Below are 25417 nucleotides of genomic sequence, written 5' to 3'. Positions count from 1 at the left end.
CCGCCGGATCAGCGAGGGCAAGACCAAACGCGAAGCGATGCGCTGCCTCAAGCGCTACTTCGCCCGCCACGTGTTCAGGCTCCTGGAGAGCGCCCCGATGCCCACTTGACGCCGATAGGAGCATCTCGATCATCGTGTTGTCCACGCTCGAGGCGACCCGGCCCATCGACCCGAGAAGCCCGGCCTCGCGCAGCCGGTGCCCGAAGATCCACGACGTGTACTGGGCTCCTCGGTCGGCGTGGACGATCGCTCCGGGCGTCGGCTGGCGGCGCCAGATGGCCATCTGCAGGGCGTCGACGACGAGCTCGGCGCGCATGTGGTCGGCGATCGACCACCCGACGACCTTCCTTGTGAAGACGTCGAGGACCGCGGCGCAGTAGACCTTCCCGGTGGCCGTGGGGTGCTCGGTGATGTCGGTGCACCACAACCGGTCCGGACCGTCGGCGGTGAAGTCGCGCCGCACCAGGTCCTCGTGCGGGGCCGGCAGAGGCCGCTGGCCGCGGCGTTTGCGCCGGTGACACACCCCGACCAGCCCGGCCACTCGCATCAGCCTGGCGACGCGCTTGCGCCCGCAGGCGATCCCGAGCCCCAGGCGCAGCTCGGCGTGGACCCGCGGTGCGCCGTAGGTCGCGCGCGAGCCCTCGTGGATCGCGGTGATCGTCGTGGTCAGGGCCTGATCAGCGACCTGACGAGCACTCGGGGTCCGACCGAGGGCTTCGTAGAGTCCCGAGCGGGAGATGCCGAGCACCCGACAGGTCAGCGCGACGGGCACCCCGTCGCCCGCGAGCTCCTGGACCAGCCGGGCGGTCATTTTGGGAGCACGTTCTCCCGGGCGAAGTAAGCGCTGGCGCGCTTGAGGATCTCGTTCTCCATCTCCAGCACCCGGGTCCGGCGGCGCAGCTCGACCAGCTCCTTGCGCTCCTCGCTCGTCAGCCCCTCCCGACGGCCGGCGTCGACATCGTCCTGGGCCATCCACCGGCGCAGGCACGACTCACTGATCCCCAGATCCGACGCGACCTTCGCGACCGGGTGCTGACCACTGCGGGCCAGATCCACTGCTCGACGCCGGAACTCCGGCGGCTTGGCTGCAGGCACAAGGACTCCTCTCGGAGATGACATCGTCACCTCAGGACAGGTGTCCGGGGAAGCGGGTCAAGCTCCGTCGATCTCCCAGCGGACCTCCCGGTCGACGTAGACGGTCGCGGACGCAGGCTCGTATCCCGTGGCCACCTGGCGGGTCCTCAGCACCTGGACCTCACCCTCCATCTCGACATCGACGGAAGCACCGACCGGCGCGGTGGCCGCGGCCGCCGTCGGCGTGATCAGGCCCGGGGCGAGGACGCCGAGCGCCCCCGAGATGTTGATCGCGGCGAATGCGAGAACGGCGACCCCGGCGAAGCGGAAGAAGTGGGTGGCGATCGAACCCCGGACGTTCGCGGTGATCCCGCCGATGCCGAGCAGCCCAGGGAGGGTGCCCAGCGCGAACAGGCTCATGATCAGCCCCGCGCGGAGCGGACTTCCGGTGGACATCGCGTACACCTGGACCGCCTGGGTGAAGCCGCAAGGCAGCAGGAACGTTCCGGCTCCCAGCAGGGCCGCGCGTCCGTGGGTGTAAGGGCCGTCGGTCCGGTCCAGGCGCAGCGCACTCATGAGCGCTGGTGGCAACGTCACGTTCGTGCCGCGGGACAGGCGTGGCGACAGGCTCGTGAGCTTCAGACCCACGGACGCCATCACGAGGGAGACCACCACCATCATGACGGCCAAGGCACGCCCACTGAGAGTGAACGCGGACCCGAGAAGGCCCACGAGCGAGCCGAGGAGGCCGAACCCGATGACCCGACCGAGGTTGAAGATCAGCTGGGGCCGGATCCGCTGGAGGGCCGAGGCCTGGGGACGGAGCTCGGCGTGGCGAGCCGAGACGGCAAGCACCAGACCGCCCACCGGGGCCATGCAGGTGGACAGGCCGGCAGCGAGGCCGAGGACGACCACCATCGCGAGGCTCCCGGAGGAGGTGAGTGCACCCACCTGCCCGGAGAGGTCGCCGAGGCCGCTGAGCTGCAGGAGCAGGCCCAGCCCGCCGAGAAGGCCGACCGCGATGACGACGTCCCTCCACACCGAGGAGTCCGCCGTCAACCAGGCTTGCGCCTCACGGCCGGGCTCGTACCCGGCTCCCCGGACGGCCTTGTGGAGGCGTCCACGTGGCACGTAGGCATCGGTGTGGACGCGTGCGATGCCACGACGCAGGGACACCTTGACGTGCAGGACCCCAGGGACGGTGCACAGCGCCCTGCTGATACGCACCTCACAGGCCTGGCAGGTCATGCCCCGCACGGACAGGTCGATCACAGCCATGGCCGTCCTCGAGTCAAGGCTGACCGGTCGCCTCAGGGGGGAGGGCGACCGGTCAGCGGTTCTGGGAGGTGTCCTGGGACCAGGCTGCGAACTTGCGCAGCCGAAGCGAGTTGGACACCACGAAGACGCTCGAGAACGCCATGGCCGCACCCGCGATCAAGGGGTTGAGCCGACCGGAGGCGGCCAAGGGGATGGCTGCGACGTTGTAGGCCAGCGCCCAGAAGAGGTTCCCCTTGATGGTCGACAGCGTCCGGCGCGCGAGTCGGATCGCGTCGGCCGCCGATCGGAGGTCTCCCCGGACCAGGGTCAGGTCCGAGGCCTCGATGGCGGCATCGGTACCGGTACCCATGGACAAGCCGAGGTCGGCCTGAGCGAGGGCGGCGGCGTCGTTCACGCCGTCGCCGACCATCGCCACCACCCGCCCCTCGCTCTGCAGCCGGGTGACCACGGCAACCTTCTCCTCGGGCAGGACCTCGGCGATGACGTCGGTGACGCCGACCTGAGCGGCTACCGCCTGCGCCGCGCGGCTGTTGTCGCCGGTCAGGAGAATGGGGGTCAGGCCCAGGCTCCTGAGCCGGCTGATCGCCTCGACCGAGGTGGGCTTGATCGTGTCCGAGACCACGAGGACCGCGCGCACGTGCCCGTCCCATCCGACGACCACAGCGGTGCGGCCCGCGGCCTCAGCCTCGTCGACTGCCGCGGACAGCTCCACGGGAACCGTCAGCCCTTCCCCCTCCAACCACGCGAGGCGACCGGCGTGGACCTGTCGACCGTCGACGGTGCCGGTGACGCCTCGCCCCGGTGTGCTGGCGAAGTCGGACACCGATCCCAGGGTGACCCCCAGGTTCGTGGCGCCGTCGACGATCGCTGCGGCGATGGGGTGCTCGGAGGCGTTCTCCAGGGTCGCAGCCAGGCGGAGCGCCTCGTCAGGTTCCGTACCGTCGGCGGGGATGACGTTGACCAACGACATTCGGCCGGTGGTCACGGTCCCGGTCTTGTCCAGAACGATGGTGTCCACCTTGCGTGTGGACTCCAGGACCTCGGGGCCCTTGATGAGCACGCCGAGCTGTGCGCCACGGCCGGTCCCGACGAGCAGTGCGGTCGGGGTCGCCAGACCGAGGGCGCAGGGACAGGCGATGATCAGGACGGCGACGGCCGCGGTGAACGCGGCCACCACGTCACCGGTCAGGCCGAGCCAGAAGCCCAAGGTGCCGACCGACAGGGCGATGACGATGGGCACGAAGACGGCAGAGAGCCGGTCTGCAAGCCGCTGGACAGCTGCCTTGCCGGACTGTGCGTCGACGACGAGGCGGGCGATCTGGGCGAGCTTGGTGTCGGATCCGACCCGGGTCGCCCGGACCACGATGCGTCCACCGGCGTTGACCGTCGCACCGGTGACCGGGTCGCCGGGTGCCACCTCGACCGGGACGGACTCACCCGTGAGCAGTGCTGCGTCGATGGCGGAGGTCCCCTCGACGACCACGCCGTCGGTGGCGACCTTCTCGCCGGGGCGGATGACGAACCGGTCGCCGACGGCGAGCTCGTCGATCGGCACCCGGACCTCGACCTCGCCCTCGGCGCCGGGCCGGAGGACCGCCACGTCCTTGGCGCCGAGCTCGAGGAGGGCCCGCAGGGCGGCGCCGGAGCGGCGCTTGGCATGGGCCTCGAAGTAGCGACCCAGCAGGATGAACATCGCCAGAGCCGCTGCGATCTCGAGGTAGATCTCGCCGGAGCCAGCACCTGGCTCGGGGAAGAGCGTGAAGTCCATGCGCATGCCGGGCATGCCCGCGTCGCCGAGGAACAGCGCCCACAGAGACCAGGCGAATGCTGCCAGGATCCCCATCGAGATCAGCGTGTCCATCGTGGCGCTCGCGTGACGCAGGTTCTTCCAGGCGGCGCGGTGGAAGGGCAATGCACCCCAGACCACGACCGGCGCGGCGAGGGTGAGCGAGAGCCACTGCCAGTTGTCGAACTGCAGCGGCGGCACCATGGCGAGCACCAGGACCGGGAGGGTCAGCAGCGTCGAGACCACCAAGCGGCGTCGCAGGACGTCGACCGGGTCCTCGGACGTCGGGGCGCCGTCCGACCGTGCGGCACCGTCCGGTTGAGGGATGACGGGCGGCACCGGTGGCGCGGCCGTGTAACCGGCCTCCTCGACGGCCCGGACGAGCTCCTCGACGGAGATCTGCGGGGGGAAGTCCACCTTGGCCGACTCCATCGCGAAGTTCACGCTGGCTCTCACACCGTCGATCCGGTTGAGCTTCCGCTCGATGCGGGCCGCGCACGACGCGCAGGTCATGCCCCCGATGGTGAGCTCCACCGTGGAAGTCGTCCCAGCGGCCTCGCTCGAGCTCGCGGTGCCGGTGGTCGTCATGGGCGCCTCACCCACCGATCGCGTTGCCGAGCGCGAATGCCGCGACGAAGACAAGAACGAGCCCGAGCGCATAGGTGCTCAGGCGCGCCACGGCAGCGCCCTTCACGCGCTGACCCCCGTCACCGTGTAGCCGGCCCGGTCGACGGCGGCCGCGACGAGAGCCGGGTCGACGTGCGCGTCGGCAGTCACGGTCACACGGCCGCTCTCGAGGTCGACCTTCACGGCCTGGACACCGTCCACCGACGACACGTCCTTGGTGATGGACGCAACACAGTGTCCGCAGGTCATCCCCGCGACGTCGTAGGTCGTGGTCATGAAACGGCCCTTCAATCGGAGGTGAGCGTTCGGCCCGCGCGGCAGACCCGCTCTGAGGTGCCCCGACGTTAGCCGGTGATCAGGCCTGGAAAGTCGCGGCCGAGTCCCTCCGGAGCGACCTTCAGCAACTCTTCATGGATCGGCGTCCGGTTCTTGATGGCGGCTGATGAGAGTTGACGACGGGCGCCACCCGGTGCCTGATCGAACGGTAGGAGATCGCGATGGGTCTGTGGTGCACGCAGATGAGTGCGGGTGGCTGGGTCGCCATGATCATCTTCTGGGTCGTCGTCGTGAGCCTGGTGCTGTGGGCCATCGGGAGACTGTTCCCCGCTCAGGCGCCCCGTGACCCGCGGGTCCTACTCGACGCGCGTCTGGCCTCGGGTGAGATCACCCCGGAGGACTACCGATCGGTTCGGGACGAGCTCGACGGGCACACGCCCGCCGCGGCGAAGGGAGTTCGATGAAGGGTCACCTCAAGCACATGCTCATCGGAGCCGGAGCGATCTTGGGCGTTCTGCTGCTCGTGGGGGTGAGCTTTCGTGAGGCACTGCCCTGGGCGCTGCTGCTCGCATGCCCGCTGATGATGATCGGCATGATGTTCATCATGGGGCGTGGCATGGGTGCGCAGGGCAGCAACACCCATCAGCACGGGCCGCACTGCGACACGGACGTCGCACCGGAGGCGAAGGGCTCCACGCGCGCCGACGAGGGCTCGTCGGCAGTTCCGGCGGACGCCGGGCGCGTCGTCGGCTGAGCGGCTGAGGGTCGGCGGGCGCGTCCCGTGCCCGCCGACCTGGTCCCTCAGCTTCGAGCCGCGAGGGGCGGCAGAGTGAACTCGAACGTCGTTCCACGGCCGAGTCCCTCGCTGCGGGCTCGGATCGAACCTTCGTGGGCGTGGACGATCGCGCGAACGATCGCCAGTCCGATGCCAGAGCCGCCGTGGTCCCGGTCACGCGCCGTGTCCACACGGTAGAAGCGCTCGAACACGTGGGGCAGGTGGGCGGCGTCGATACCCTCGCCGTCGTCCGAGACTGCGATGCGCAGTCGCCCGTCCTGGAGGCGGTCGGCGCTGATCACCACGTGGCCCCCGGTGGGCGTGTGCCGCAGTGCGTTGTCCAGGAGGTTGCCCAGCACCTGGCTGATCCGATCCCGGTCGACTGCGACCGCAGGCAGTCCAGCCTGCAGGTCGAGCTCGAGCCCGATCCCGGCGCCGGAGTAGCGGTCCTCGGCTGCATCGCGGGCGCTGGTGACCAGCAGCTCGACGGGGGTGGGCTCGAGCACGAGCGCGAGGTCTCCACCTTCGACTCGCGTGACGGCTGCCAGGTCCTCGGCGAGGCGTGCGAGCCGGGCACCCTGGTCCTGAAGCACGGTCACTGTCTGGGGGGTCAGGGACTCGACGCCGTCTTCGAGGCCTTCCAGGTACGCCCTGAGGATGGCGACCGGTGTGCGCACCTCGTGCGCCACGTCGGCCAGCAACCTACGGCGAAGCGCCTCACTCTCCTCCAGCTGCGTCGCCATGTGGTTGAAGGACGCGGCCAGCTGTTCGAACTCGGTACCCAGGCGAGGGCTGGCCACGCGCGAGTCGAAGTGGCCCGCAGCAACCCTGGTGGTGGCCGCGGAGAGGGTCCCCAGCGAGGCGGCGATGCGTTGTGTGAGGAACAAGCTCACCGCAAGGGACGCCAGCACCGACATGGCCAGGGCGATCGACAGCGCCATGGAGCTCGCCGAGCGGAACGCCTCCTCGGCGTGCACGACTGCCGGGTCCTGCGCACCGAGGTCGGCCCGGAGCATGTGCTGGTGGAAGACCGCCGGCCCGATCGCGCCTGCGACCACCCACGCCGTCAGGCCGCCGGCAAGGACGACCAGGGCCAGCGCCGCCAGCAAACGGGCGGCAAGCCCCGAGGCCGTCGCCCAGCCGCGCAGGGTCACCCCCCCGTCCCGATCCGGTAGCCCACACCGCGAACGGTCCGGATGAACCGCTGGGCCTCCACCGTGTCCCGGAGCTTCTGGCGCACGTGCAGCACGTGAACGTCCACCAGGTGCTCGTCCCCGACCCAGTTGTCGCCCCAGACCGTCTCGATCAGCACACGCCGGCTGAACACCACGTGCGGGCTGCCGGCCAGGGCCGCCAGCACGTCGAACTCCGTCCGAGTGAGCGGGACCGGCTCACCGTCCAGGTGCACCTCGCGCGCAAGCAGATCGATGGAGAGCCCACCGATCCGCAACGGCTCAGCGGGTGTCGACTGGGCGCCCGTGGCGCGCCGGGGCCTGCGCAGCAGCACCCCGATCCGGGCGAGGAGCTCACGAGGGCTGAAGGGTTTGGTCATGTAGTCGTCAGCGCCGACGGACAGGCCGATCAAGGTGTCCACCTCTTCCGTGCGGGCCGTGAGCATCACCACGTAGCAGTCGGAGAAGGTTCGCAGCTGTCGGCAGACCTCGATCCCGTCCAGCCCGGGTAGACCGAGGTCGAGCACGACCACGTCCGGATCGACCTCGCGCGCCGACTCGACCCCGGCCGGGCCGTCGAAGGCCAGGTGCACCTCGAACCCGTCACGTTCCAGGTAGCCCGCAATGAGCTTCGCCAGAGCCTCCTCGTCGTCGATCACCAGGGCACGACGGATGAGCGTCTTGTCGTTGGCCATGGGGCCCATTGTGTCTGCTCGGGCGACTCGGCCGACCCGCGGAGCGTCCGGCCCGCGATCCTTCATCGAACGTTGACCGAAAGACGACACGGGGCCAGTCCGGAGCGACGAGCCTGATGACGGCCCGAATGCCGACCCAGAGAGAATCCCGTGAGCGATACGCCCCCGCCCGTCCAGGTGACACTCGTCCATGCCCCGGCTTGCCACTACTGCGACGACGCCAAGGAGGCGCTCACCGAGCTGACCGCGACGTGGCCGCTCGACGTCACGGTGGTCGAGCTGGACTCGCCCGAGGGCGCCCATCTGGTGGCCCAGCACCGACCGGCCATGAACCCGCTCGTGCTCCTCGACGGCCGGTACTTCAGCTCCGGGCGCCTTCCGCGGAAGAAGCTGGTGAAGGTCCTGGCCGCACGCGCCTCGGACGACGCCCGGCCTTACCTGCCTTGGGGTGCCTGACGTGGGTGCCGAGCTTCTCACCACGGGCAGCATCGTTGCGGCGTTCTTCGCCGGCGGTGTCGCGCTGTTCGCGCCGTGCTGCATCGTCTTCCTTGCACCGAGCTACCTCGCCGGCGCGGTCAAGAACCGCCGCTGGCGCCTGCTGCCGCTGACGTTCATCTTCGCCGCGGGTCTGGCCCTCGTCCTGGTGCCCATCACCTTGGGCATGAGCCTGTTGTCCGGGGCGATCGCGCGCTACCACGGACCTCTGTACGTCGCCGGCGGGATCCTCATGATCGCGCTGGCGCTCCTGGCGCTCTCGGGGAAGATGTGGTCCCTGCCCAGCTTCCTGCGGGCACCGGACACCAGCCGCGGCGACACCGCGAGCTTCTTCGCCCTCGGTGTCTTCTCCGGTGTCGCCTCGAGCTGCTGCGCGCCGGTCCTCGCAGGTGTCATGACCCTGTCCGTCCTCTCGGGCTCCCCCATCGGGGGACTGACCCTCGGGCTGGCATACGTGTTCGGGATGGTCTTCCCCCTCTTCGTCATGGCGTTGATCTGGGACAAGGCCAAGCTCGGCGAGAAGAAGTTCCTTCGCGCCAAGCTCGTCCGCCTGCGCGTCGCGGGACGGGTCCTGGTGACCAACACGCTGAACATCGCCGTCGCCGTCGGGTTCACCGTCATGGGTGTGTTCATCATCGCCCTGGCGGACGACGCCGACATGACCGGCGGCACCCGAGCGCAAGACCTGGCCGCGGGCACCCTGACCGACGTCTTCCTGGCCGTTCAACGGTTCATCGACCCGGTCCCCGAGCCCGTCCTGGGGCTCGCGTTGCTGGGCCTTGCAGGGGTGTTCGTCTGGGCCACCTTGTCCGAGCGCCGCCGACGGGCGGACCGAGCGTCCGCGCCTGTGGACTCGAGCCCCGCAGCGGTCCCAGGGCACCCGTCGTCCGTCGATGGAGCTTCTCCGCCCTCCGGGACGCCGGACGCGGACACGACGCCGACCCGCCACGACACGACCACCAACCAAGGAACCCCACGATGACCTCAGGATCCGCCACCCGTCGCCTCGCCGAACGCCAGCACGTGCTCGACGAGGTCAAGAAGGAGCAGGGCAAGACCGAGGCTCGACGCCGACGCATCGGCCTCGCGGCGTGGGCAGCCGGACTCCTGGTCGTCGTGACCCTCGTGACCGCCGGCCTGCTCGGCTCTCGGCCCGCGGTCTCCGCGGACACACGAGTCGCCCCGGAGTTCACGCTTCCTACCTCGGACGGTCGCACCGTCTCCCTGTCCTCCCTGCGCGGCTCACCGGTGATCCTCTACTTCAACGAGGGCGCGGGCTGCGACTCCTGCCTGCTGCAGATGGCAGAGATCGAGAAGGAACCGGGCTTCGCCGAGGCCGATATCACCGTCCTCCCGATCGTGATGAACACCGCCGAGCACATCAACGCCGAGCGTGAGCGACTGGGGGTGAGCGCCCCCTTCCTCCTGGACGACGGCGAGGTCTCGGACGCCTACGGAACCCTGGGCAGCGGGATGCACGAAGGCCTGCCCGGGCACGGCTTCGTCCTCATCGACGCCGAAGGCGTCCAGCAGTGGTACGGCAACTACCCCTCGATGTGGCTCGACCCGGAGGACCTCCTGGACGAGGCGCTGAGCAGGCTCTAGGTAGAGCGCGAACATCTCACCTGATGTCAGAGAGCACGACCCGAGAAGAGGAGTGACGATGAGTGGTTGTTGCCAGGAGAGCGGCGCGCAGGACCAGTGCTGTCGCAGCGGGTCCTCGACGCAGACGGACGCCGCGGCCCCGACCGTCGCTGAGCTGCCCCGAGCAGAACATCAGTGCGCCCATCGCAGTGGGGAGACCACGACCGCCTGAGCCACTGCCCGAGACGATCGCGGCCCGGTCCCCATCACGGTGACCGGGCCGCGTCGTCTTGTCACTGTCCTCGGTGCTGGTCGGCGCAGGGCATCCGGCCTGCCCACCGGCCTCGCAGCCGGCTCAGTTCGCGGCTGCGACGATGCCCATCATCCCGACGTCCTCATGGTCGAGGATGTGGCAGTGGTAGACGGTGGTGCCGGGGAAGGTGGCGAACCGGATGCGGACGACGACGTGGCCACCGGCGGGGACGTCGACCACGTCGCGCCACGTCGGGTCCGTGAGGGTGGTGCCGTTAACCGCGGTCAGCTGCATGGGCCATACGTGGAGGTGGAAGGGGTGGTTCATGGGTGTGGGGTTGCGGATCGTCCACTCCTCGACCGAGTCGGTCACGACCCGTTGGTCGATGCGCTCGGGGTCGAAGGCCCGGTCGTCGAAGCCGAACGCCATGCCACCCATGCCGCCCATGCCACCCATGCCACCCATCCCGCCCATGGTGAAGGTGATCTCGCGGTGGGCGTCGACCCGGCTCGGCCGCAGGTCGGGCTCCGCGTCCTGGCGGGCGGGGCGCACGGGGTCGCCGGGACGGGCGGCGTCGGCGGCGGCACCGGTCACCGTCACGGTCGCCAGCGTCCGGGGGCCGGACAGGTCCTGCCCGGACATCATGCCCATCATCGCCTCGCCGCGGTCGTAGCCCAGCGTGCGTAGCTCACCGGTGCCCGGGCTCATGGCGACCAGGAGGTCGGCGCGGTTGCCCGGTGCGAGGACCACGTCGTCCACCTCGCGCGGGGCCGCCTCGTGACCGGAGTCGATCCCGAGGAGCCGGAGCTGTTGCCCGGGCAGCGCCAGGCGCAGGTACCGGGAGGTGCAGGCGTTGACCACGCGCCAGCGTTCCTGCTCCCCGGGGCGTGCAGAGATCTCCGGGCGGACCTGACCGTTGACCAGCACGAGGTCTCCCTCGCGCCCGGCCATCCGCTCCTGTGGGGTGATGCCGCGGACGGCGCCGTCGGGGGTCAGGGAGATGTCGGAGACCACCAGGACGCGTTCGCGGGCCACGTCGACGTCGTCGTCCTCCACGACCATGGCGCCGTACATGCCTGCGAAGACCTGGTCGGCGACGTACCCGTGCCGGTGCGGGTGGTACCAGAACACCCCCGTGGGGTGGTCACGCGGCAGCTCGAAGGTGTAGTCGAAGGTCTCCCCTGGACCGATGCTCAGCAGGGCGTTGTCCGAGCTGCCCTGCGGGGACACGTGCAGGCCGTGGGTGTGCAGGTTCGTCGGCGTCTCGAGGCGGTTCTCCAGCCGCACGTCGATCCGGTCACCGGGCCCCACCCGCCAGGTCTGCCCCGGCACGCTCCCGTTGTAGGCGAGCACACGAGCCCGGCGGCCCGCCACGACGACGTCCTGCTCCTGCGCGACGAGCCGGACCCGGAGCCGCCCGTCCGTGCTGCGCAGCACCTCGGGCTCCACGAGCTCCTGCCCGGCCGAACCCGCCACGGAGCCCGGGGCGGTACGGCGCGGGGTCCACGGAGCGCCGACCCGGGCGAGCCCGGTGCCGCCGACGACCACCCCCAGCCCGCCCAGGGCGCCGATCTGCAGCACCTGCCGTCGGGTGAGCGGCTCCACTACGGGTCGCGCCGCAGGGTCCGCAGGCGCTCCTCGTACTCCGCGCTGTCGATCTCACCGCGGGCGTAGCGCTCGTCGAGGACCTCTCGTGCACGGCTCTGAGCCGCGCCGGGCCCCGGGTGCTCGCCCCGACGACGGCCACCGTCGACCGTCAGCCGCACGAGGAGGACGACGAGCGTGACGACACCGGCCAGGAGCAAGAGCCCGAAGACCCAGCTCCACCCCATCCCCATGCCCATGCCCATGCCCATCCCGTTCCAGGACCTCATCATCACGTCCACGGAACGCCCCTCTCCTCGGTCATCGATGACAACCCGGCGACACATACCTCCGGGGGTATCCACTGTACGTCAGCTCGGCGCGTGCGCGGTGGCGGCAGGGACCTCCTCGACGGGCCGAGCGGCCGGCGCCGTGCCCGCCGCCGTGACCCGGACGACGAGGAGCGCGCCGAGGACGATGCTCAGGACCGACCAGAGCTGCGGCTGGGTCAGGCCCAGGAAGGCGGGCTCGTTGATCCGCAGGAACTCCACGAGGAGTCGCGCGACCCCGCTCAGGACCAGGTAGGCGCCGAAGAGGGCAGCGGGAGCGAGGTGACGTGCGAGCCGCCACAGCACGAGGGCGATGATCCCGGCCGCGAGGGCCTCGTAGAGGGGGGTCGGGTGCACCGGGACGTCGGTGGCGACCACGCCGTTCGGGAAGGACATGGCCCACGGCAGGTCGCTCGGGCGGCCGTACGTGCCGTCACCCGAGAGCAGGCACCCGAGGCGGCCGATCCCGTAGGCGACCGTCAGCGGGATCGCCGCGAGGCCGGCGACCAGGCCCAGGGGTAGGTGATGTCGCCGGATGATCACCAGCGCCGCACCCACCCCGCCGATCAGTCCACCGAACCAGGTGAAGCCCATCCCGCCGAGGTCGTGCGCGGTGATCGTGGGCAACTGCTCAAGCAGGTAGTACACCTTGGCGGCCGCGAAGCCCCACACCGTGGCCCACATGACCAGCGCATGGGCAGAGTCCTTCGCCAGACCCCTCCTGTGGAACGCCCGTCCGAGCAGGAAGGCCGCGACCAAGGCAGCCGCCGCCTTGCTCAGACCGTAGGTCTGGATGTCGAGCCCGAGAACGGAGAACAGAACTGGCTGCATGAGTCCCTACCACTAGGAGTCGCCCGACGTCGTGCCGAGAGGCACCCGTCGTCGTCTGCGGACCACCCCAGCCTCGACGGTGCCCATCAAGAGCCCACGGACGCGCGGTCACTCTTTGATGAAGAAGCAGCCCGTGGGCGGCTCGGCACGCGAGGTGCCCGCCCGGGACCACCCCGGAGCGGGTATCTCACATGTCTCAGGAGGGACTCACCGAGCCGCCAGGAGGTCCTCCATCTCGGCGATCTCCGCCGTCTGGTCCTCGATGATCGTGTCCGACAGCTCGACCGCCTCAGCGTTCTCCCCGGCCGTCATGTGCTCTTCGGCCATTTCGACCGCGCCCGCGTGGTGCTCGACCATGAGCTCGAGGAACCGACGGTCGAACTCCTCCCCGGTGAGGCCCACGAGCTCGTCCATCGTGGCCTCCTGGTCCATGCCGTCCATCTCCATGGCCCCGTGGTCCATGCCGCCCATCTCGGCGTCGACAGGGAGGTCCTCCCCCCAGGCCTCCAGCCACGACGTCATCAGATCGATCTCAGGGTCCTGGGCCCCCGAGATGCGCTCACCCAGCTCGCGCACCTCCGAGGACGACCCCTGGGCCACAGCCAGGTCAGCCATCTCGATCGCACCTTCGTGGTGCACGATCATCATCTGCGCGAACTCGGTGTCGGCGTCGTTGTGCACCGTCGCACCCTCGCCGCTCGCACTCGTCGAGGCGGCCTCGGTGTTCGCCGGGGCATCGTCCGACCCGCCGCACGCGGCCAGTGTCAGGCCAAGGGCCACCGCCGCAACGGAGGCGGTAGCGGCAGTTCGCAGGTTCTTCACAGTGACTCCCAGGTGTCTCGACGTACCGCTCAAGGCGGCGCACACACCACCTTGCGTCACCACGGCGAGTACTTCCTCAGCCTGCGATGAAGGTTTGATGAAAGAGTGTCACTATCCTCACGCTGAACCGTGGTGGACCCATGCCGCTCACGGGACGGTGCGCCGAGTTCGGCTCCGCGGGTAGGCGTCAGTGTGCGTGTGCGTGCGCACGGGGGACGGCTGCCGCGTGACGACGGCGCACCGGCTCTGCGGTCGCCACCATGACGGCGATCAGGGTGGTCAAGGGAATCGCCAGGACAAGGCCGATCGATCCGACGAGGGTCCGGGCGATCTCCTCGGCGAACTCGCCACTGCTGATCGTTTGGTAGAGAGGGCTCTTGTAGACCTCGAGGAGCAGGAGCACGGGCAGGGCGGCGCCTGCGTAGGCGAACGCAATCGTGTAGACGGCCGAGGCGATGTGATCGCGACCGATCCGCATGGCCTGGGAGAAGAGGCGACGTCGGCTCGCGGTGGGGTCGGCGTCGCGCAGCTCCCACACGGCCGAGGCCTGCGTCACTGTGACGTCATTGAGCACCCCGAGGCCGGCCAGGGTGACCCCGGCGAGGAAGAGCCCGCGCAGAGCATCGCCTCCGAGCCGTCCGGTCAGCATCGCCAACCGATAGTTCTCCTCGGTCGAGATTCCGGTGAGGTGCGCGGTCCTCGCAGCGACGACTCCGAGCACGACGGTCATCGCCAAGCCGGCGAAGGTTCCGAGCAGAGCCGTGGTCGAGCGCTTTGAGAAGCCGTGGGCCATGTACAGGACGACGAACATGATCGCCGAAGAGCCGACGAGGCCCACCGCTAGGGCGTCCTTGCCTTCGAGGAGCGCTGGGAGCATGAAGACTGCGATGACGAGACCAGCCACCGCGAGTCCGACGAGGGCACGGATCCCACGCAGGCCGGCGACCGCGGTGACCATGAGCGCGAAGGCAACGGTGAGTGCCCCGAGCGGCACGGTCCGGGAGTAGTCGAACCACGCCCAGCCCTCGGGCTCGCCGTCGGGCGCTCGGTACTGCACGAGCACGACTGCGGTCCCTGGCGGCACGTCGTCCACACGCACGGTCGCCGGGGCCCAGACCCGCGCCTCCTGACCCGCCGAGTCTCCACCGGTGACCCGGACGGTGACGAGGGTGCACGCCACAGTGTCCGGGATGTCCCCGTCCGGTCGGCGGTCCTCGTTCTCGCCCGCGCACGACTCGGTGGTCGCCGCGATCACGCGCCCGACGGGGTACGTGGCGTCCGTCGCGACGACGCCGGTCTGAGGCGGAGTGCCGGTAGGCCACAGCAACACCAGTCCCGCCCCCGTCGCCGCGAGTAGTGGGAGCAGGACGGCGGTCAACACGATGGTGATCCGGCCGGGCGACGTGAACCGAGGTGATCTCACCGGTGATCGCGCGAGCAGGCTGTCGGCCGTGGAGGAGCCTCGGCGATTCGAGAAGCACGTCCTCGGTCCAGGAAGAGCTGGGGCGGATCTGCTGTCAGTTGCACCCCCCGATCCTGGCCGTAGGTCGAGCGTTGCTCACCGAAAGCAACGGAATCACCATTGGTTCTTCATGCGACGGTGACGGACGGGGCCGGGGGCCCGGCATCCCATCGCTCATCAAGATCACCGCGCGACCGGTGCTCGACCAGAGCGTCAGCCGTCCGTGCCGTCATGGTGCTCGTCGTGCTCTTGCTGCTCCTGCTGGACGGGCTCGGGGCCGGACGCGCTGATCCGTGGTCCGATCACAAGAGACGAGACGGCGAACATGGCGGTGAAGACCAGGAGCGCGACCGCCGGTGCCCACCAGCTGTCGAAGCGTCGTCGAAGGCGCAGGAGCATCGGCACGGAGAGCACCAGGCCCAGCAGCCCGAAGAGCGCGGTGCCCCCTGCGCCGGTCACGAGTGCGGTGCCGACAAGGGGCCCCGCGTGGTGGAGGATGTGGGGGGCGATCCCTCCGAGGGCGCCGAGCCCACCAGTGACGAACGTTGCCGGCCCTCGACGAGCACGGCGCGCGACGTCTCCGTCCACTCTCAGGACCGACACTGTGGTTGCAGAGGTCGACATCGCACAAGGATGAAGCCGCGCTGTCACGGTGCGGCGAAGACTGCCTGAAGAAGTGGTCAATGCAGGAGGCAGTGCCCGAACTGCAGGGTGCGGTCGTCGCGCGGATTCACGCAGCACCTCGGCAGCGGGCCCGTGCTCGGCGATGGGCCCGCCGCCGACGCAGGCGACCTGGTGCGCGACGTCGCGCGAACTGGAGCTCGTGGGTCACGATCACACCCATGGCCCAGCCGGGCCCAGCGAGTCGAGGACCAGGTCCTAGGCGGGCTGAGTCATCTCAGCCCGACACATCCTCGCCGAAGTACTTCTCGGAGATCTCCGCCAGGGTGCCGTCCTCGGCGAGGGTCGCCAGCGCCTCGTCGAATGCCTCCGCCAGCGCGTCGCTGCCGTCGCGGAAGGCGAAGGCGCTCAGCGACTGGTCCTCGGTCTCGGCCGCGACCTTCAGGCCGGAGGCGTCGTTGTTCGCGGCGTAGTCGAGGAAGGTGAGCTTGTCGTTGATCGTGGCGTCGACCCGCCCCTGCTCGACGAGGGCCACGGACTGCGCCCAGCCCTCGACCGCCTCGATCTCGGCGCCGCTCTCCTCGGCGAGCGTGTGCCAGTTGCTGGTCAGGGACTGGGCCGTGGTCCTGCCCTTGAGGTCGTCGAACGAGCTGATCGACGTGTCGTCGGCGGGGACCACGACCACACCGGTCGAGACGGTGTAGGGCGCGGAGAAGGTGTACGCCTCCTCGCGCTCGGGGGTGATGGACACCTGGTTCGCGACGACGTCGAAGCGGCCGGCCTCGAGCCCGGCGAAGATGGCGTCCCACTGGGTCTCCTCGAACTCCACCTCGAGTCCGAGCTCCTCGGCCACCGCCGTCACGATCTCGACGTCGTAGCCGGTCAGGTCGCCCGAGCCGTCCTCGTGGAAGGTGAAGGGCCGGTAGGTGCCCTCCGTCCCGACGGTGATCGTCCCGCGCTCCTGGACCTCGGTCAGGGACGTGTCGTCCCCGGCCGCGGGGGCGGGCTCCGCGGAACCGTCGGCCTCGGCGGTGCCGGCGTCGGTGGAGCAGGCCGTGAGGGCAAGGACCGCCACGGACAGGACGGCAGCCGCCGTGCGGGCGCGAACGGGGAACAGGCGCGAGGTGCTCATCGGGATCCTTCCAGGGGCGCCCGGGGGCGCGGGACGGGTGGGGTGGGGCGCGGGCGTGCAGCCGAAGTGGCTGCGGTGACTGCGGAGACCGCTGCGCGGGACGAGGCCGCAGCCTGGCTACGACCGCGGGGGCGCGACCGTGACGCCGGTGCGTCAGACGAGGGCCTCGGTCAGGGCCGGTGGCCGGCCGTGGTGACGGGGGTCAACAGCACCGGGGCGCACCGCAACAACACGTCATCCACATCGGGCGAGCGGTGCGAGCCGTCGTCGAGCGGAGAGTGTGCGGTGCGAGCATGGGCCAAGTTCACCACACCTCGTCGTACGCCCGGACGCGCGGCATGCGACCGCCAACTCCTTCATCGGGACTTCATCGTTCATGGACGTCCTCTACACCTCCCGCCGGTTACCTGGGGTCATACCCATCGGGGGTATTGGAGGTCGGTGTTGTGAGACGCAAGACGTACCGAGTGTGGGGACTGACCTGCGGATCCTGCTTGGCGAGCCTGATCGAACGGGTTCGGCTCCTGGCAGGGGTCAGGTCCGTCGGGGTCGACCTCGTCAAGGGCGGGGGCTCCCGGCTGGTGCTCGTCTCACGTTCGACCCCGCAGCCCGAGGCTGTCCGTGCAGCCGTCGAGGGCGCAGGGTTCTCGCTGTCGGCACCCCGGGCCGGTTCAGCCACATCCTTGGAGGTGGAGAGATGAGTGCGTTCGACTGGTCGGTCGTCCTGGGCGGCGTCGTGCTGACGGTGCTGCTCGGGTGGTACTTCTTCGGGCCCAAGAGGTCCCGTCGCGCAGAGCTCGCCGACGGGGTGCAGGAGGTCGTGGTCACGGTCAAGGGTGGCTACAGCCCCGATCTCGTCGAGGTCGAGGCTGGTGTTCCGGTGCGCCTGGTGTTCGACCGGCAGGAGACCGGTGACTGCTCCTCGCGTGTGGTGTTCCCGGACTTCAGGATCAATCAGAGTCTGCCCGCGAACGCCACGACTGCCGTGGAGTTCACCCCGACTGTGTCTGGGGAGTACGGATTCGCGTGTGGGATGAACATGCTGCACGGGCGGGTGCGGGTCGTGGAGGGGTCGACTGGGCAGGCGACCGCCGGTGGTGCTGTTGCGGTCGCTGAGCGACCAGCCGGTCACGACGACGGCCACGACGACGGTGCTTCCGAGCGCCGTCCGGCCCGGCAAGAGCCGGCGCGCGCTGAGCCGTCCACGTCATTGCCTGGGCGGACCGAGGATGGGGACGCCGAGGAGCGGGAGCGGGCCATAGAGATCGCGGATCTGCGTCGCCGAGTGCTCGTGGGAGCGGTGCTGACGCTGCCTGTTCTGTTTGCGGTCATGGCGATGGAGCTCTTCGCCGCCACGTGGGTTCCCGAGGTGTTGATGAACCCTTGGCTGCAGCTGGTCCTCATCGCCCCGGTGATGCTCTACACCGGATGGCCCATCCACAAGACCGGCTGGCTGGCGTTGTCGCACCGCACCGCGGACATGAACTCGCTGATCACCCTCGGCACGATCGCGGCTTTCGGCTACAGCCTGGTGGTGACGTTCACCCCGGGTCTGCTACCCGAGGAGACCCGCGAGGTGTACTACGAGGCAGTCGGGGTCATCATCACGCTGATCCTGCTGGGCCGGCTGCTGGAGACCAAGGCCAAGGCCGGCACCGGGGAGGCGATCCGGACACTGATCGGCCTGCAGCCGCGCACCGCACGAGTGGTCCGTGACGGCGAGGAGCTCGAGGTCCCGATCGACGAGGTTCTCGCCGGTGACGTGGTGGTGGTCCGGCCCGGTGAGAAGCTGCCCGTGGACGGCGAGGTGGTGGAGGGGACCTCCGCTGTCGACGAGTCCATGGTGACCGGCGAGCCGATCGCCGTGACCAAGGGGCGGGGTGACCCGGTCATCGGCGCGACCATCAACCAGACCGGTGCCTTCCGATACACCGCGACCAAGGTCGGTGCGGACACGATGCTGGCGCAGATCATCAGGCTGGTGCGGCAGGCGCAGGGCTCCAAAGCGCCGATCCAGCGTCTGGTGGACCATGTGTCGAGCTACTTCGTCCCGGCGGTCATCGGCATCGCGATCTGGACGTTCGTGATCTGGGCGTTGGTGGGCCCACCGCCGGCCTCGGTCTTCGCCCTGGTCGCTGCCGTGTCGGTGCTCATCATCGCCTGCCCCTGTGCTCTGGGGCTCGCCACGCCGCTGTCGATCACGGTCGGCACCGGCAAGGGCGCCACGGCGGGCATCCTCATCCGCTCCGCCGAGGCACTGGAAACGGCCCACAAGCTCGACACCGTCGTGCTGGACAAGACCGGGACCATCACCAAGGGCACACCGGCGCTGACCGACGTGCTGCCCGCAGACGGGTTCACCGACGTCGAGCTCCTCACCCTCGTCGCGGCGGTGGAGCGTTCCTCCGAGCACCCCCTGGCTACGGCCATCGTGACCGGCGCCCTCAACAGCGGCATCCGACTGCCGGAGGTGAGCGCATTCGACTCCGTGACCGGTCAAGGAGTGCGTGCCCTGGTCCAGGGCCGCGAGGTCCTGGTCGGGAATCGACGCCTTCTCGACAGCGTCGGCGTCGCCGCCCGAACCAGCGACGCGGACCGGCTCGCCGCCGACGGCAAGACCCCGATGTTCGTGGTCGTCGACGGGCGGTTCGCCGGTGTGGTCGGCGTGGCCGACACCCTGAAGGAAGGCTCAGCGGCCGCCATCGCGGCACTGCAGAAGCGCAGCATCGACGTGATCATGATGACCGGGGACAACCGGGCCACGGCCGCGGCCATCGCCCGTCAGGTCGGCATCGGGCGCGTGGTGGCCGAGGTCATGCCCGAGCACAAGGCCGCCGAGGTCAAGCGGCTCCAGGGGGAGGGCCGTGTGGTCGGGATGGTCGGGGACGGCATCAACGATGCACCGGCCCTGGCCCAGGCCGACGTCGGATCGGCGATCGGCACCGGCACCGACGTGGCCATCGAGTCCTCCGACATCACCTTGATCTCCGGTGCGCTGTCCGGCCTGGTCACGGCGGTGGACCTGTCCCGGGCCACCATGCGCAACATCCGTCAGAACCTGGTCTTCGCGTTCATGTACAACGCGATCGGCATCCCGATCGCCGCGGGTGCGTTGTACCCGACTTTCGGCTTGATGCTCAGCCCGATCATCGCCGCGGCTGCTATGGCCTTGTCCTCGCTGTCAGTGGTCGCCAACGCCAATCGCCTGCGCACCTTCACCCCACGGCCTCTGCCCGAGGCCGTCCAGGTCGCCGCCATCGACCCGGTGGTGGAGATAGGGAAAGACGATGAAGAAGGAACGGAGCACGCCATGTCCGAGAAGTCCCAGAAGGTCACCGACCCGGTCTGCCGGATGAGCATCGACCCCGCCTCGGCGGCCGACACCGCCGAGCACGAGGGCACGACGTACCACTTCTGCTCCCCCCACTGCGCGGAGAGCTTCCGTGCCGACCCCGCCCGCTACGCCACCGCGGTGGCGCCCTAACTCGGACGAGCCCCCCCCGGGGTGCCACCGAACCTGACAGCGGTGGCACCCCGGGGGCCTTCCGGCAGGAGGATCTGATGACCGACACCGACTCCAAGCATGACCTGCTCATCCGGTTGCGCCGCATCGAGGGTCAGGTCCGTGGCATCGCCCGCATGGTCGAGGAGGACAAGTACTGCATCGACGTCCTCACCCAGGTCTCGGCCGCCTCCCGGGCCCTGCAGTGTGTGGCCCTGGGCCTGCTGGAGGATCACATGGGCCACTGCCTGGTCGACGCCGCCCAAGTCGGCGGACCCGAGAAGGACGCCAAGCTCAAGGAAGCCGCCGACGCGATCGCCCGCCTGGTCCGCAGCTAGAACGGTAGAACCACTGCAGCCGTCGACCACGGCACAACCCCGGCCGCGATGCCGACTCAGAGAACACACGATACGGAACAGGTACTGGAGGCCAGGATGAACATCAGGGTTGCTGTCAACGGCTACGGAGTTATCGGCAAGCGGGTCGCGGATGCTGTCCGCGTCATGCCCGACATGGAGCTGGTCGGGGTGGCGGACGTCGCCACGGACTGGCGGGTGCGCACCGCTGTCGGGCTCGGCCTAGACGTGTTCGCTGCCACCACGGACGCGGGCACCGCGATGCGGGCTGCCCGGATGCCGGTGGCCGGCACCGTGGCCGACCTGCTCAGCCAGGTGGACGTGGTGGTGGACACGACGCCGAAGAAGGTCGCGGCACTCAACCTCGAGGCATACCGGGCCGCCGGGGTCAAGGCCGTCTTCCAGGGAGGGGAGTCGCACGCCACCACCGGCCACTCCTTCGTCGCCCAGGCCAACTACGCCACGGCGCTCGGCCGGGACACCACGCGGGTGGTCTCGTGCAACACCACCAGCATCGTGCGTGTCCTTGGGGCCTTGCAGGACGCCGACCTCCTCGCCCGCGCCCGCGGGGTTCTGATCCGTCGGGCCACCGACCCGGGAGAGTCCCACCAGGGCGGAATCATGAACACCCTGGTGCCCGAGAGCTCCATCCCCTCACATCAGGGCCCGGACGCCCGCACGGTGCGGCCCGACCTGGACGTCGTGACCATCGCGGCCAAGGCCGCCCACACCCAGACCCACACCCACTTCTGGACCCTGCAGCTGACCCGAGTGGCCAGCCGCGAGGAGGTTCTCGAGGCTCTGCGTGCTGCGCCGCGGATCGCCTTCATCCGCATGGCGGACGGGCTGACCGCCTCGAACACCACGGTCGAGCTGATGCGCGACCTGGGCCGGCCACGCGGGGACATGTGGGAGGTCGCCGTGTGGGAGGACGTCCTGACCGTTGAGGGGGACGAGGCATACCTGACTTACCAGGTCAACAACGAGTCGATCGTCATCCCCGAGACGATCGACGCCATCCGGGCGCTGGCCGGGACCGTGACCGACGGCGCCACCTCGATCGCCACGACCGACGAGGTCCTGGGCATGCGCCGCGACTTCCTGCCCGACCCCTCCGCGTGAGGCCCGCCTGACGGGCCATGAGGGACACCCTCCGCGCCAGGCGCGGAGCACCATCGATCGGCCACGAGGCCGGGCAAGGACGTGAAGATCATGAAACGCCAATCCACTGTGCTGGAGGTGGGCGGTCTGCACTGGGCCACCTCCGAGTCGGTCATCGAGAAGACCCTGATGCGCCAGGGAGGAGTGCTGGCCGTCGAGGCCAGCGCCGTCTCGCAGACGGCGACGGTCACCTACGACCCGGACGAGACCTCCATCGCCCAGCTGGTGAGCTGGGTCAACGAGTGCGGGTACCACTGTGCGGGGCAGTCCGTACCGGGTCACATGTGCCACCCGATGACGGAGCCGGCGTCGACCGAGGCCCGGACCCCAGACGACACCCGCACGGGGGCCGAGGGCCATGGCACGCACGGGGCCGCTGGGCACGGGGACACCGGGCACGGGGACAAGGACGGCGACGCACCGACCGGTCAGTCCGCACAGGAGGCGATGGGCCATGGCGGGCACGGCGGGTCGATGGCGGACATGACCCGGGACATGCGCAACCGGTTCCTGGTCGCGGCCGTCCTGTCAGTGGTGATCTTGTTCTGGTCGCCGATCGGGCGCGAGGTCCTGGGGTTCACCCTTCCGGCGCCGTTCGGTCTGCGTGACGATGTCTTCTCGCTGATCTTGTCTTTGCCGGTGGTGTTCTACTCGGCGTGGATCTTCTTCGACGGCGCCTACCGGGCGTTGCGGGCCAGGACGCTGGACATGATGGTCCTGGTCGCGGTGGGCGTCGGCGCGGGCTGGTTGTACAGCCTGGTGGTGACCTTCACCGGCGGGGGAGAGGTCTTCTACGAGGCGGCCACGGTTCTGACCACCTTCGTGCTCCTCGGGCACTGGCTGGAGATGCGAGCCCGGGGCGGAGCGAACGACGCCGTGCGCACGTTGCTCGAGCTCGCCCCGTCCCAGGCGGTCGTGCTCCGCGACGGCGAGCCGGTGGAGGTCCCGACGTCTGAGGTCGTCGTCGGTGACCTGCTGCTGGTGCGGCCGGGCTCGAAGATCCCGGTCGACGCCGTGGTGGAGGAGGGGGAGTCCGAGGTCGACGAGTCCATGGTGACCGGGGAGTCCATGCCGGTGGAGAAGGCGCCGGGGGCTCAGTTGATCGGTGCGTCGATCAACACCACGGGGACCCTGCGGGCACGGGCCACGAAGGTCGGCGCGGACACGGCGTTGGCGCAGATCGTCAAGATGGTCCAGGAGGCGCAGAACTCCAAGGCCCCCGGGCAGCGCCTGGCCGACCGCGCCGCGTTCTGGCTGGTGTTCGTCGCCCTCGTCGCCGGCGGCACGACGTTCGCGGTGTGGATGCTCGCCGGTGCCGGTGTGGCCCTGGCGATGCTGTTCGCGATCACGGTCGTGGTCATCACCTGCCCCGATGCCCTCGGACTCGCGACACCCATGGCGATCATGGTGGGCACCGGTGTGGGGGCGCGGCGCGGGGTGCTGTTCAAGAACGCGACCGCCCTGGAGGGCACTGCGCGGATCGACACGGTGGTCCTGGACAAGACAGGCACCCTGACCAAGGGGGAGCCGGAGGTCACCGACGTCGTCGTGGCGGGCATGAGCGAGGAGGAGATGCTCGCCCTGGTCGCTGCCGTCGAACGGGAGTCCGAGCACCCCCTGGCCCGGGCCATCGAGAGCCACGCCGCTCGGCTGGGTGTGCCCGGGCGGGAGGTCAGCGAGTTCCTGAATGTGCCGGGACATGGCGCGACGGCAGTGGTCGACGGGCGGCGGGTGCTGGTGGGCAACCTCCGCCTCATGGCGAAAGAAGGCGTGGAGCTCGGCGATCTGGCTGCGAGCCGGGACGAGCTGGCGGCGTCCGGTCGCACCGCGGTACTCGTCGCGGTGGACGGACGCGGGGTCGGGGTCATCGCTTTGGCCGACGCCGCCCGCGAGACGGCGGCGGCGGCGGTCGCCGCGCTGCACGAGTCCGGGATCGAGGTGGTCATGCTCACAGGAGACAACGAGGCGACCGCTCAGCGCATCGCCGAGCAGCTCGGCATCGACACCGTCATCGCCGAGGTCCTTCCCGGCGACAAGGCGGAGAAGGTCGCCGAGCTGCAGCAGGCCGGCAAGACCGTGGCGATGGTCGGCGACGGCGTCAACGACGCCCCCGCGCTGGCCAAGGCGGACATCGGCATCGCGATCGGCGCGGGGACCGACGTTGCGATCGAGACCGCGGACATCGTCCTGATGCGTTCGGACCCCCTGGACGTGTCCGTGGCGCTACGCATCGGCAAGGGCACGGTGCGCAAGGAACGGCAGAACGTGGCCTGGGCGATCGCATACAACGCCCTGGCACTGCCGATCGCCGCCGGGGTGTTCTACCCCGCGTTCGGCCTGATGCTGCGCCCGGAGATCGCGGCCCTGTCGATGTCGGGCTCGACGGTCGTCGTGACGGTCAACGCGCTATTGCTCAAGCGGCTCCGGCTGCCGGCGCAGCAGACTCCGGCCGCGCCGCAGGGCACGGCACGCGAGCCGGAGCCGGCGGCACCGGCCCCCGCCGGGGTCAGCTGACATGCCGGTCGGCGTGGACCGCGCAGCGGTGGCTCCCCGCGGTTCGCCCGCGGTGGAGGGCGGGGCGATGGCGAGCCCACGGTGGGGTCGCATGCTGTGGATCACCGCGGCGGGGGCGGTGTGCTTCGTCCTCATCGACTGGGGGCTGCGCGATGCCCCGCTGCTCTGGTTCGCGGCACTGCGTGCTCTGGTGGCCGGCCTGGCGCTGCTGGCCCTGGGAGCGGCGTGGCACCGGCCGACCCCCCGCGGCAGGAACGCTTGGATGCTCCTCGCCGTTCTGGGCCTCGTGAATGTCACGGTGGCCTTCGCGGCGATGTTCGCTGGGGTGGCCGGTGGTGCCGCGGGCACCGCCGCGGTGTTGGCCAACGCCCAGCCACTTCTGATCCTGCTGCCCGCCTGGTGGCTCTACGGCGAGAGACTCTCGATCCGGACAGCGACCGCGCTTGCGGTTGGTTTCGCGGGCCTAGTCCTGGTAGCCGTGCCCGGGGGTGGGGGTGGCGGGGCGGCGCTGTCGCTGCTCTCCGCGGCCGCCGTGACCGGTGGGACCCTGCTCTCCCGTCGCCTGGGCGGGATGGACGTGATCACCGCCACCGGCTGGCACCTGGTCATCGGCGGGGTGGTGCTCGCCGCCGTCGCGGCAGCCGTGGAGGGCGCCCCTGAGGTGGCGTGGACCCCACGCTTCGTGCTGTCGCTGGCGTTCCTGGCACTGGTAGGCACTGCGGCGACAACGGTTGCCTGGTTCACCGAGGTCCGCCGCAGCCGCCTCGACACGCTGACCACGTGGACCTTCTTGACACCCGTCCTTGGCATCCTGCTGGCCGCCGTCGTCCTGGGAGAGCGCCCCGGCGGTTGGACGGCTGCGGGCCTGACCGCGGTGCTGGCGGCCATGTGGGTCGCGTTGCGCCCCCGATGGCGGTCCACCGCCCCGACGCCGACGTCCCAGTCCCCGCTTCGGCCCCACCACTGACCCGCTGGAGGGCTCGACCCCGGCTGGAGGCAGCACCGGGCCGGCGAACAGATCGGAGGAGCCCGTGAGACATCCGACGCCAGAGCCTGGGGGCTCCTTGCGCGCGCCTGCCCCGACTGGG

The 25417-nt window shown here is 70.0% G+C and carries 25 protein-coding genes; 11 read left to right on the top strand and 14 right to left on the bottom strand.

Annotated features, from left to right (window positions below; translation table 11 throughout):
* The 4 genes from GXB85_RS07740 to GXB85_RS07725 form a co-directional block, all read right to left on the bottom strand.
* The coding region (locus GXB85_RS07740) for an IS3 family transposase (RefSeq protein WP_161917056.1) at positions 1–811 on the bottom strand (811 nt) is incomplete at its 3' end.
* Positions 808–1095, bottom strand: a complete 288-nt coding sequence (locus GXB85_RS07735) for an IS3 family transposase (RefSeq protein ID WP_043610596.1) — start codon at positions 1093–1095, stop codon at positions 808–810. The genes GXB85_RS07735 and GXB85_RS07740, both read right to left, overlap by 4 nt.
* A 57-nt stretch (positions 1096–1152) precedes the next feature.
* Positions 1153–2352 (bottom strand): sulfite exporter TauE/SafE family protein, encoded by a 1200-nt coding sequence (locus GXB85_RS07730; RefSeq protein WP_161917055.1) that lies wholly within the window; start codon positions 2350–2352, stop codon positions 1153–1155.
* A 52-nt stretch (positions 2353–2404) separates the two neighbouring features.
* A complete protein-coding gene (locus GXB85_RS07725; RefSeq protein WP_237728085.1) occupies positions 2405–4651 on the bottom strand; it encodes a cation-translocating P-type ATPase in 2247 nt (748 codons plus the stop codon).
* Here GXB85_RS07725 and GXB85_RS18135 point away from each other — a divergent pair.
* Positions 4557–4856: a hypothetical protein gene (locus GXB85_RS18135; RefSeq protein ID WP_237728086.1), complete on the top strand. Its 300-nt coding sequence runs from the start codon at positions 4557–4559 to the stop codon at positions 4854–4856. The genes GXB85_RS07725 and GXB85_RS18135 overlap by 95 nt on opposite strands.
* Here GXB85_RS18135 and GXB85_RS07720 read toward each other — a convergent pair.
* Complete coding sequence (locus GXB85_RS07720) at positions 4829–5041, bottom strand: heavy-metal-associated domain-containing protein (RefSeq protein ID WP_161917053.1); 213 nt, start codon at positions 5039–5041, stop codon at positions 4829–4831. The genes GXB85_RS18135 and GXB85_RS07720 overlap by 28 nt on opposite strands.
* A 221-nt stretch (positions 5042–5262) precedes the next feature.
* Between GXB85_RS07720 and GXB85_RS07715 the strand changes: the two genes are divergently transcribed.
* Positions 5263–5505, top strand: a complete 243-nt coding sequence (locus GXB85_RS07715; RefSeq protein WP_161917052.1) for a hypothetical protein — start codon at positions 5263–5265, stop codon at positions 5503–5505.
* Positions 5502–5795 (top strand): hypothetical protein, encoded by a 294-nt coding sequence (locus tag GXB85_RS07710; protein WP_161917051.1) that lies wholly within the window; start codon positions 5502–5504, stop codon positions 5793–5795. The genes GXB85_RS07715 and GXB85_RS07710 overlap by 4 nt, the downstream gene beginning before the upstream one ends.
* A gap of 47 nt (positions 5796–5842) precedes the next feature.
* On the opposite strand, the gene GXB85_RS07705 is transcribed toward GXB85_RS07710, so the two are convergent.
* Together GXB85_RS07705 and GXB85_RS07700 are read right to left on the bottom strand one after the other, a co-directional pair.
* Positions 5843–6970 carry an ATP-binding protein gene (locus tag GXB85_RS07705; RefSeq protein ID WP_161917050.1) on the bottom strand — a complete coding sequence of 376 codons (1128 nt, stop codon included), beginning with the start codon at positions 6968–6970 and terminating at the stop codon, positions 5843–5845.
* Entirely contained in the window at positions 6967–7692 is a 726-nt protein-coding gene (locus GXB85_RS07700) for a response regulator transcription factor (protein ID WP_202627690.1), read from the bottom strand. The genes GXB85_RS07705 and GXB85_RS07700 overlap by 4 nt, the downstream gene beginning before the upstream one ends.
* Before the next feature lie 141 nt (positions 7693–7833).
* Between GXB85_RS07700 and GXB85_RS07695 the strand changes: the two genes are divergently transcribed.
* Genes GXB85_RS07695 through GXB85_RS07685 form a run of 3 tightly spaced genes read left to right on the top strand, consistent with a single transcriptional unit; the run spans position 7834 to position 9783 of the window.
* Entirely contained in the window at positions 7834–8139 is a 306-nt protein-coding gene (locus tag GXB85_RS07695; RefSeq protein WP_161917048.1) for a glutaredoxin, read from the top strand.
* Position 8140: 1 nt separating this feature from the next.
* Positions 8141–9160, top strand: coding sequence for a cytochrome c biogenesis CcdA family protein (locus GXB85_RS07690; RefSeq protein WP_161917047.1), 1020 nt, complete (start codon positions 8141–8143; stop codon positions 9158–9160).
* Positions 9157–9783 carry a peroxiredoxin gene (locus GXB85_RS07685; RefSeq protein WP_161917046.1) on the top strand — a complete coding sequence of 209 codons (627 nt, stop codon included), beginning with the start codon at positions 9157–9159 and terminating at the stop codon, positions 9781–9783. Before GXB85_RS07690 ends, GXB85_RS07685 begins: the two co-directional genes overlap by 4 nt.
* A gap of 334 nt (positions 9784–10117) precedes the next feature.
* On the opposite strand, the gene GXB85_RS07680 is transcribed toward GXB85_RS07685, so the two are convergent.
* From GXB85_RS07680 to GXB85_RS07650, 7 genes are all read right to left on the bottom strand, one after another.
* Complete coding sequence (locus GXB85_RS07680) at positions 10118–11620, bottom strand: multicopper oxidase family protein (protein ID WP_161917045.1); 1503 nt, start codon at positions 11618–11620, stop codon at positions 10118–10120.
* Positions 11620–11892, bottom strand: a complete 273-nt coding sequence (locus tag GXB85_RS07675) for an SHOCT domain-containing protein (protein WP_237728072.1) — start codon at positions 11890–11892, stop codon at positions 11620–11622. Before GXB85_RS07675 ends, GXB85_RS07680 begins: the two co-directional genes overlap by 1 nt.
* A gap of 78 nt (positions 11893–11970) precedes the next feature.
* Positions 11971–12759 carry a prolipoprotein diacylglyceryl transferase gene (locus GXB85_RS07670; protein ID WP_161917044.1) on the bottom strand — a complete coding sequence of 263 codons (789 nt, stop codon included), beginning with the start codon at positions 12757–12759 and terminating at the stop codon, positions 11971–11973.
* Between the two features lie 207 nt (positions 12760–12966).
* Entirely contained in the window at positions 12967–13440 is a 474-nt protein-coding gene (locus GXB85_RS07665) for a DUF305 domain-containing protein (RefSeq protein WP_370524089.1), read from the bottom strand.
* Between the two features lie 328 nt (positions 13441–13768).
* The gene (locus GXB85_RS07660) at positions 13769–14836 is read right to left on the bottom strand and encodes a YibE/F family protein (protein WP_370524088.1); all 1068 of its coding nucleotides are present in this window, start codon (positions 14834–14836) and stop codon (positions 13769–13771) included.
* A gap of 420 nt (positions 14837–15256) precedes the next feature.
* Positions 15257–15502 (bottom strand): hypothetical protein, encoded by a 246-nt coding sequence (locus GXB85_RS07655; RefSeq protein WP_202627689.1) that lies wholly within the window; start codon positions 15500–15502, stop codon positions 15257–15259.
* 439 nt (positions 15503–15941) lie between these two features.
* On the bottom strand, positions 15942–16796 hold the full coding sequence (locus GXB85_RS07650; protein ID WP_161917043.1) for an amino acid ABC transporter substrate-binding protein: 855 nt from the start codon (positions 16794–16796) through the stop codon (positions 15942–15944).
* Positions 16797–17493: 697 nt separating this feature from the next.
* Here GXB85_RS07650 and GXB85_RS07645 point away from each other — a divergent pair.
* From GXB85_RS07645 to GXB85_RS07625, 5 genes are all read left to right on the top strand, one after another.
* A complete protein-coding gene (locus GXB85_RS07645) occupies positions 17494–20280 on the top strand; it encodes a heavy metal translocating P-type ATPase (protein WP_161917042.1) in 2787 nt (928 codons plus the stop codon).
* 77 nt (positions 20281–20357) lie between these two features.
* Complete coding sequence (locus GXB85_RS07640) at positions 20358–20636, top strand: metal-sensitive transcriptional regulator (RefSeq protein ID WP_161917041.1); 279 nt, start codon at positions 20358–20360, stop codon at positions 20634–20636.
* 48 nt (positions 20637–20684) lie between these two features.
* Positions 20685–21776, top strand: a complete 1092-nt coding sequence (locus GXB85_RS07635; protein ID WP_237728070.1) for a type II glyceraldehyde-3-phosphate dehydrogenase — start codon at positions 20685–20687, stop codon at positions 21774–21776.
* Positions 21777–21866: 90 nt separating this feature from the next.
* On the top strand, positions 21867–24329 hold the full coding sequence (locus GXB85_RS07630; protein WP_161917040.1) for a cation-translocating P-type ATPase: 2463 nt from the start codon (positions 21867–21869) through the stop codon (positions 24327–24329).
* A gap of 91 nt (positions 24330–24420) precedes the next feature.
* A complete protein-coding gene (locus GXB85_RS07625; protein WP_202627688.1) occupies positions 24421–25296 on the top strand; it encodes a DMT family transporter in 876 nt (291 codons plus the stop codon).
* The last annotated feature ends 121 nt before the right edge of the window (positions 25297–25417 follow it).

It is taken from the genome of Cellulomonas sp. APG4 (genome assembly GCF_009996735.1).
Lineage (GTDB): Bacteria > Actinomycetota > Actinomycetes > Actinomycetales > Cellulomonadaceae > Actinotalea.
This window is presented reverse-complemented; position numbering and strand designations above follow the sequence as displayed.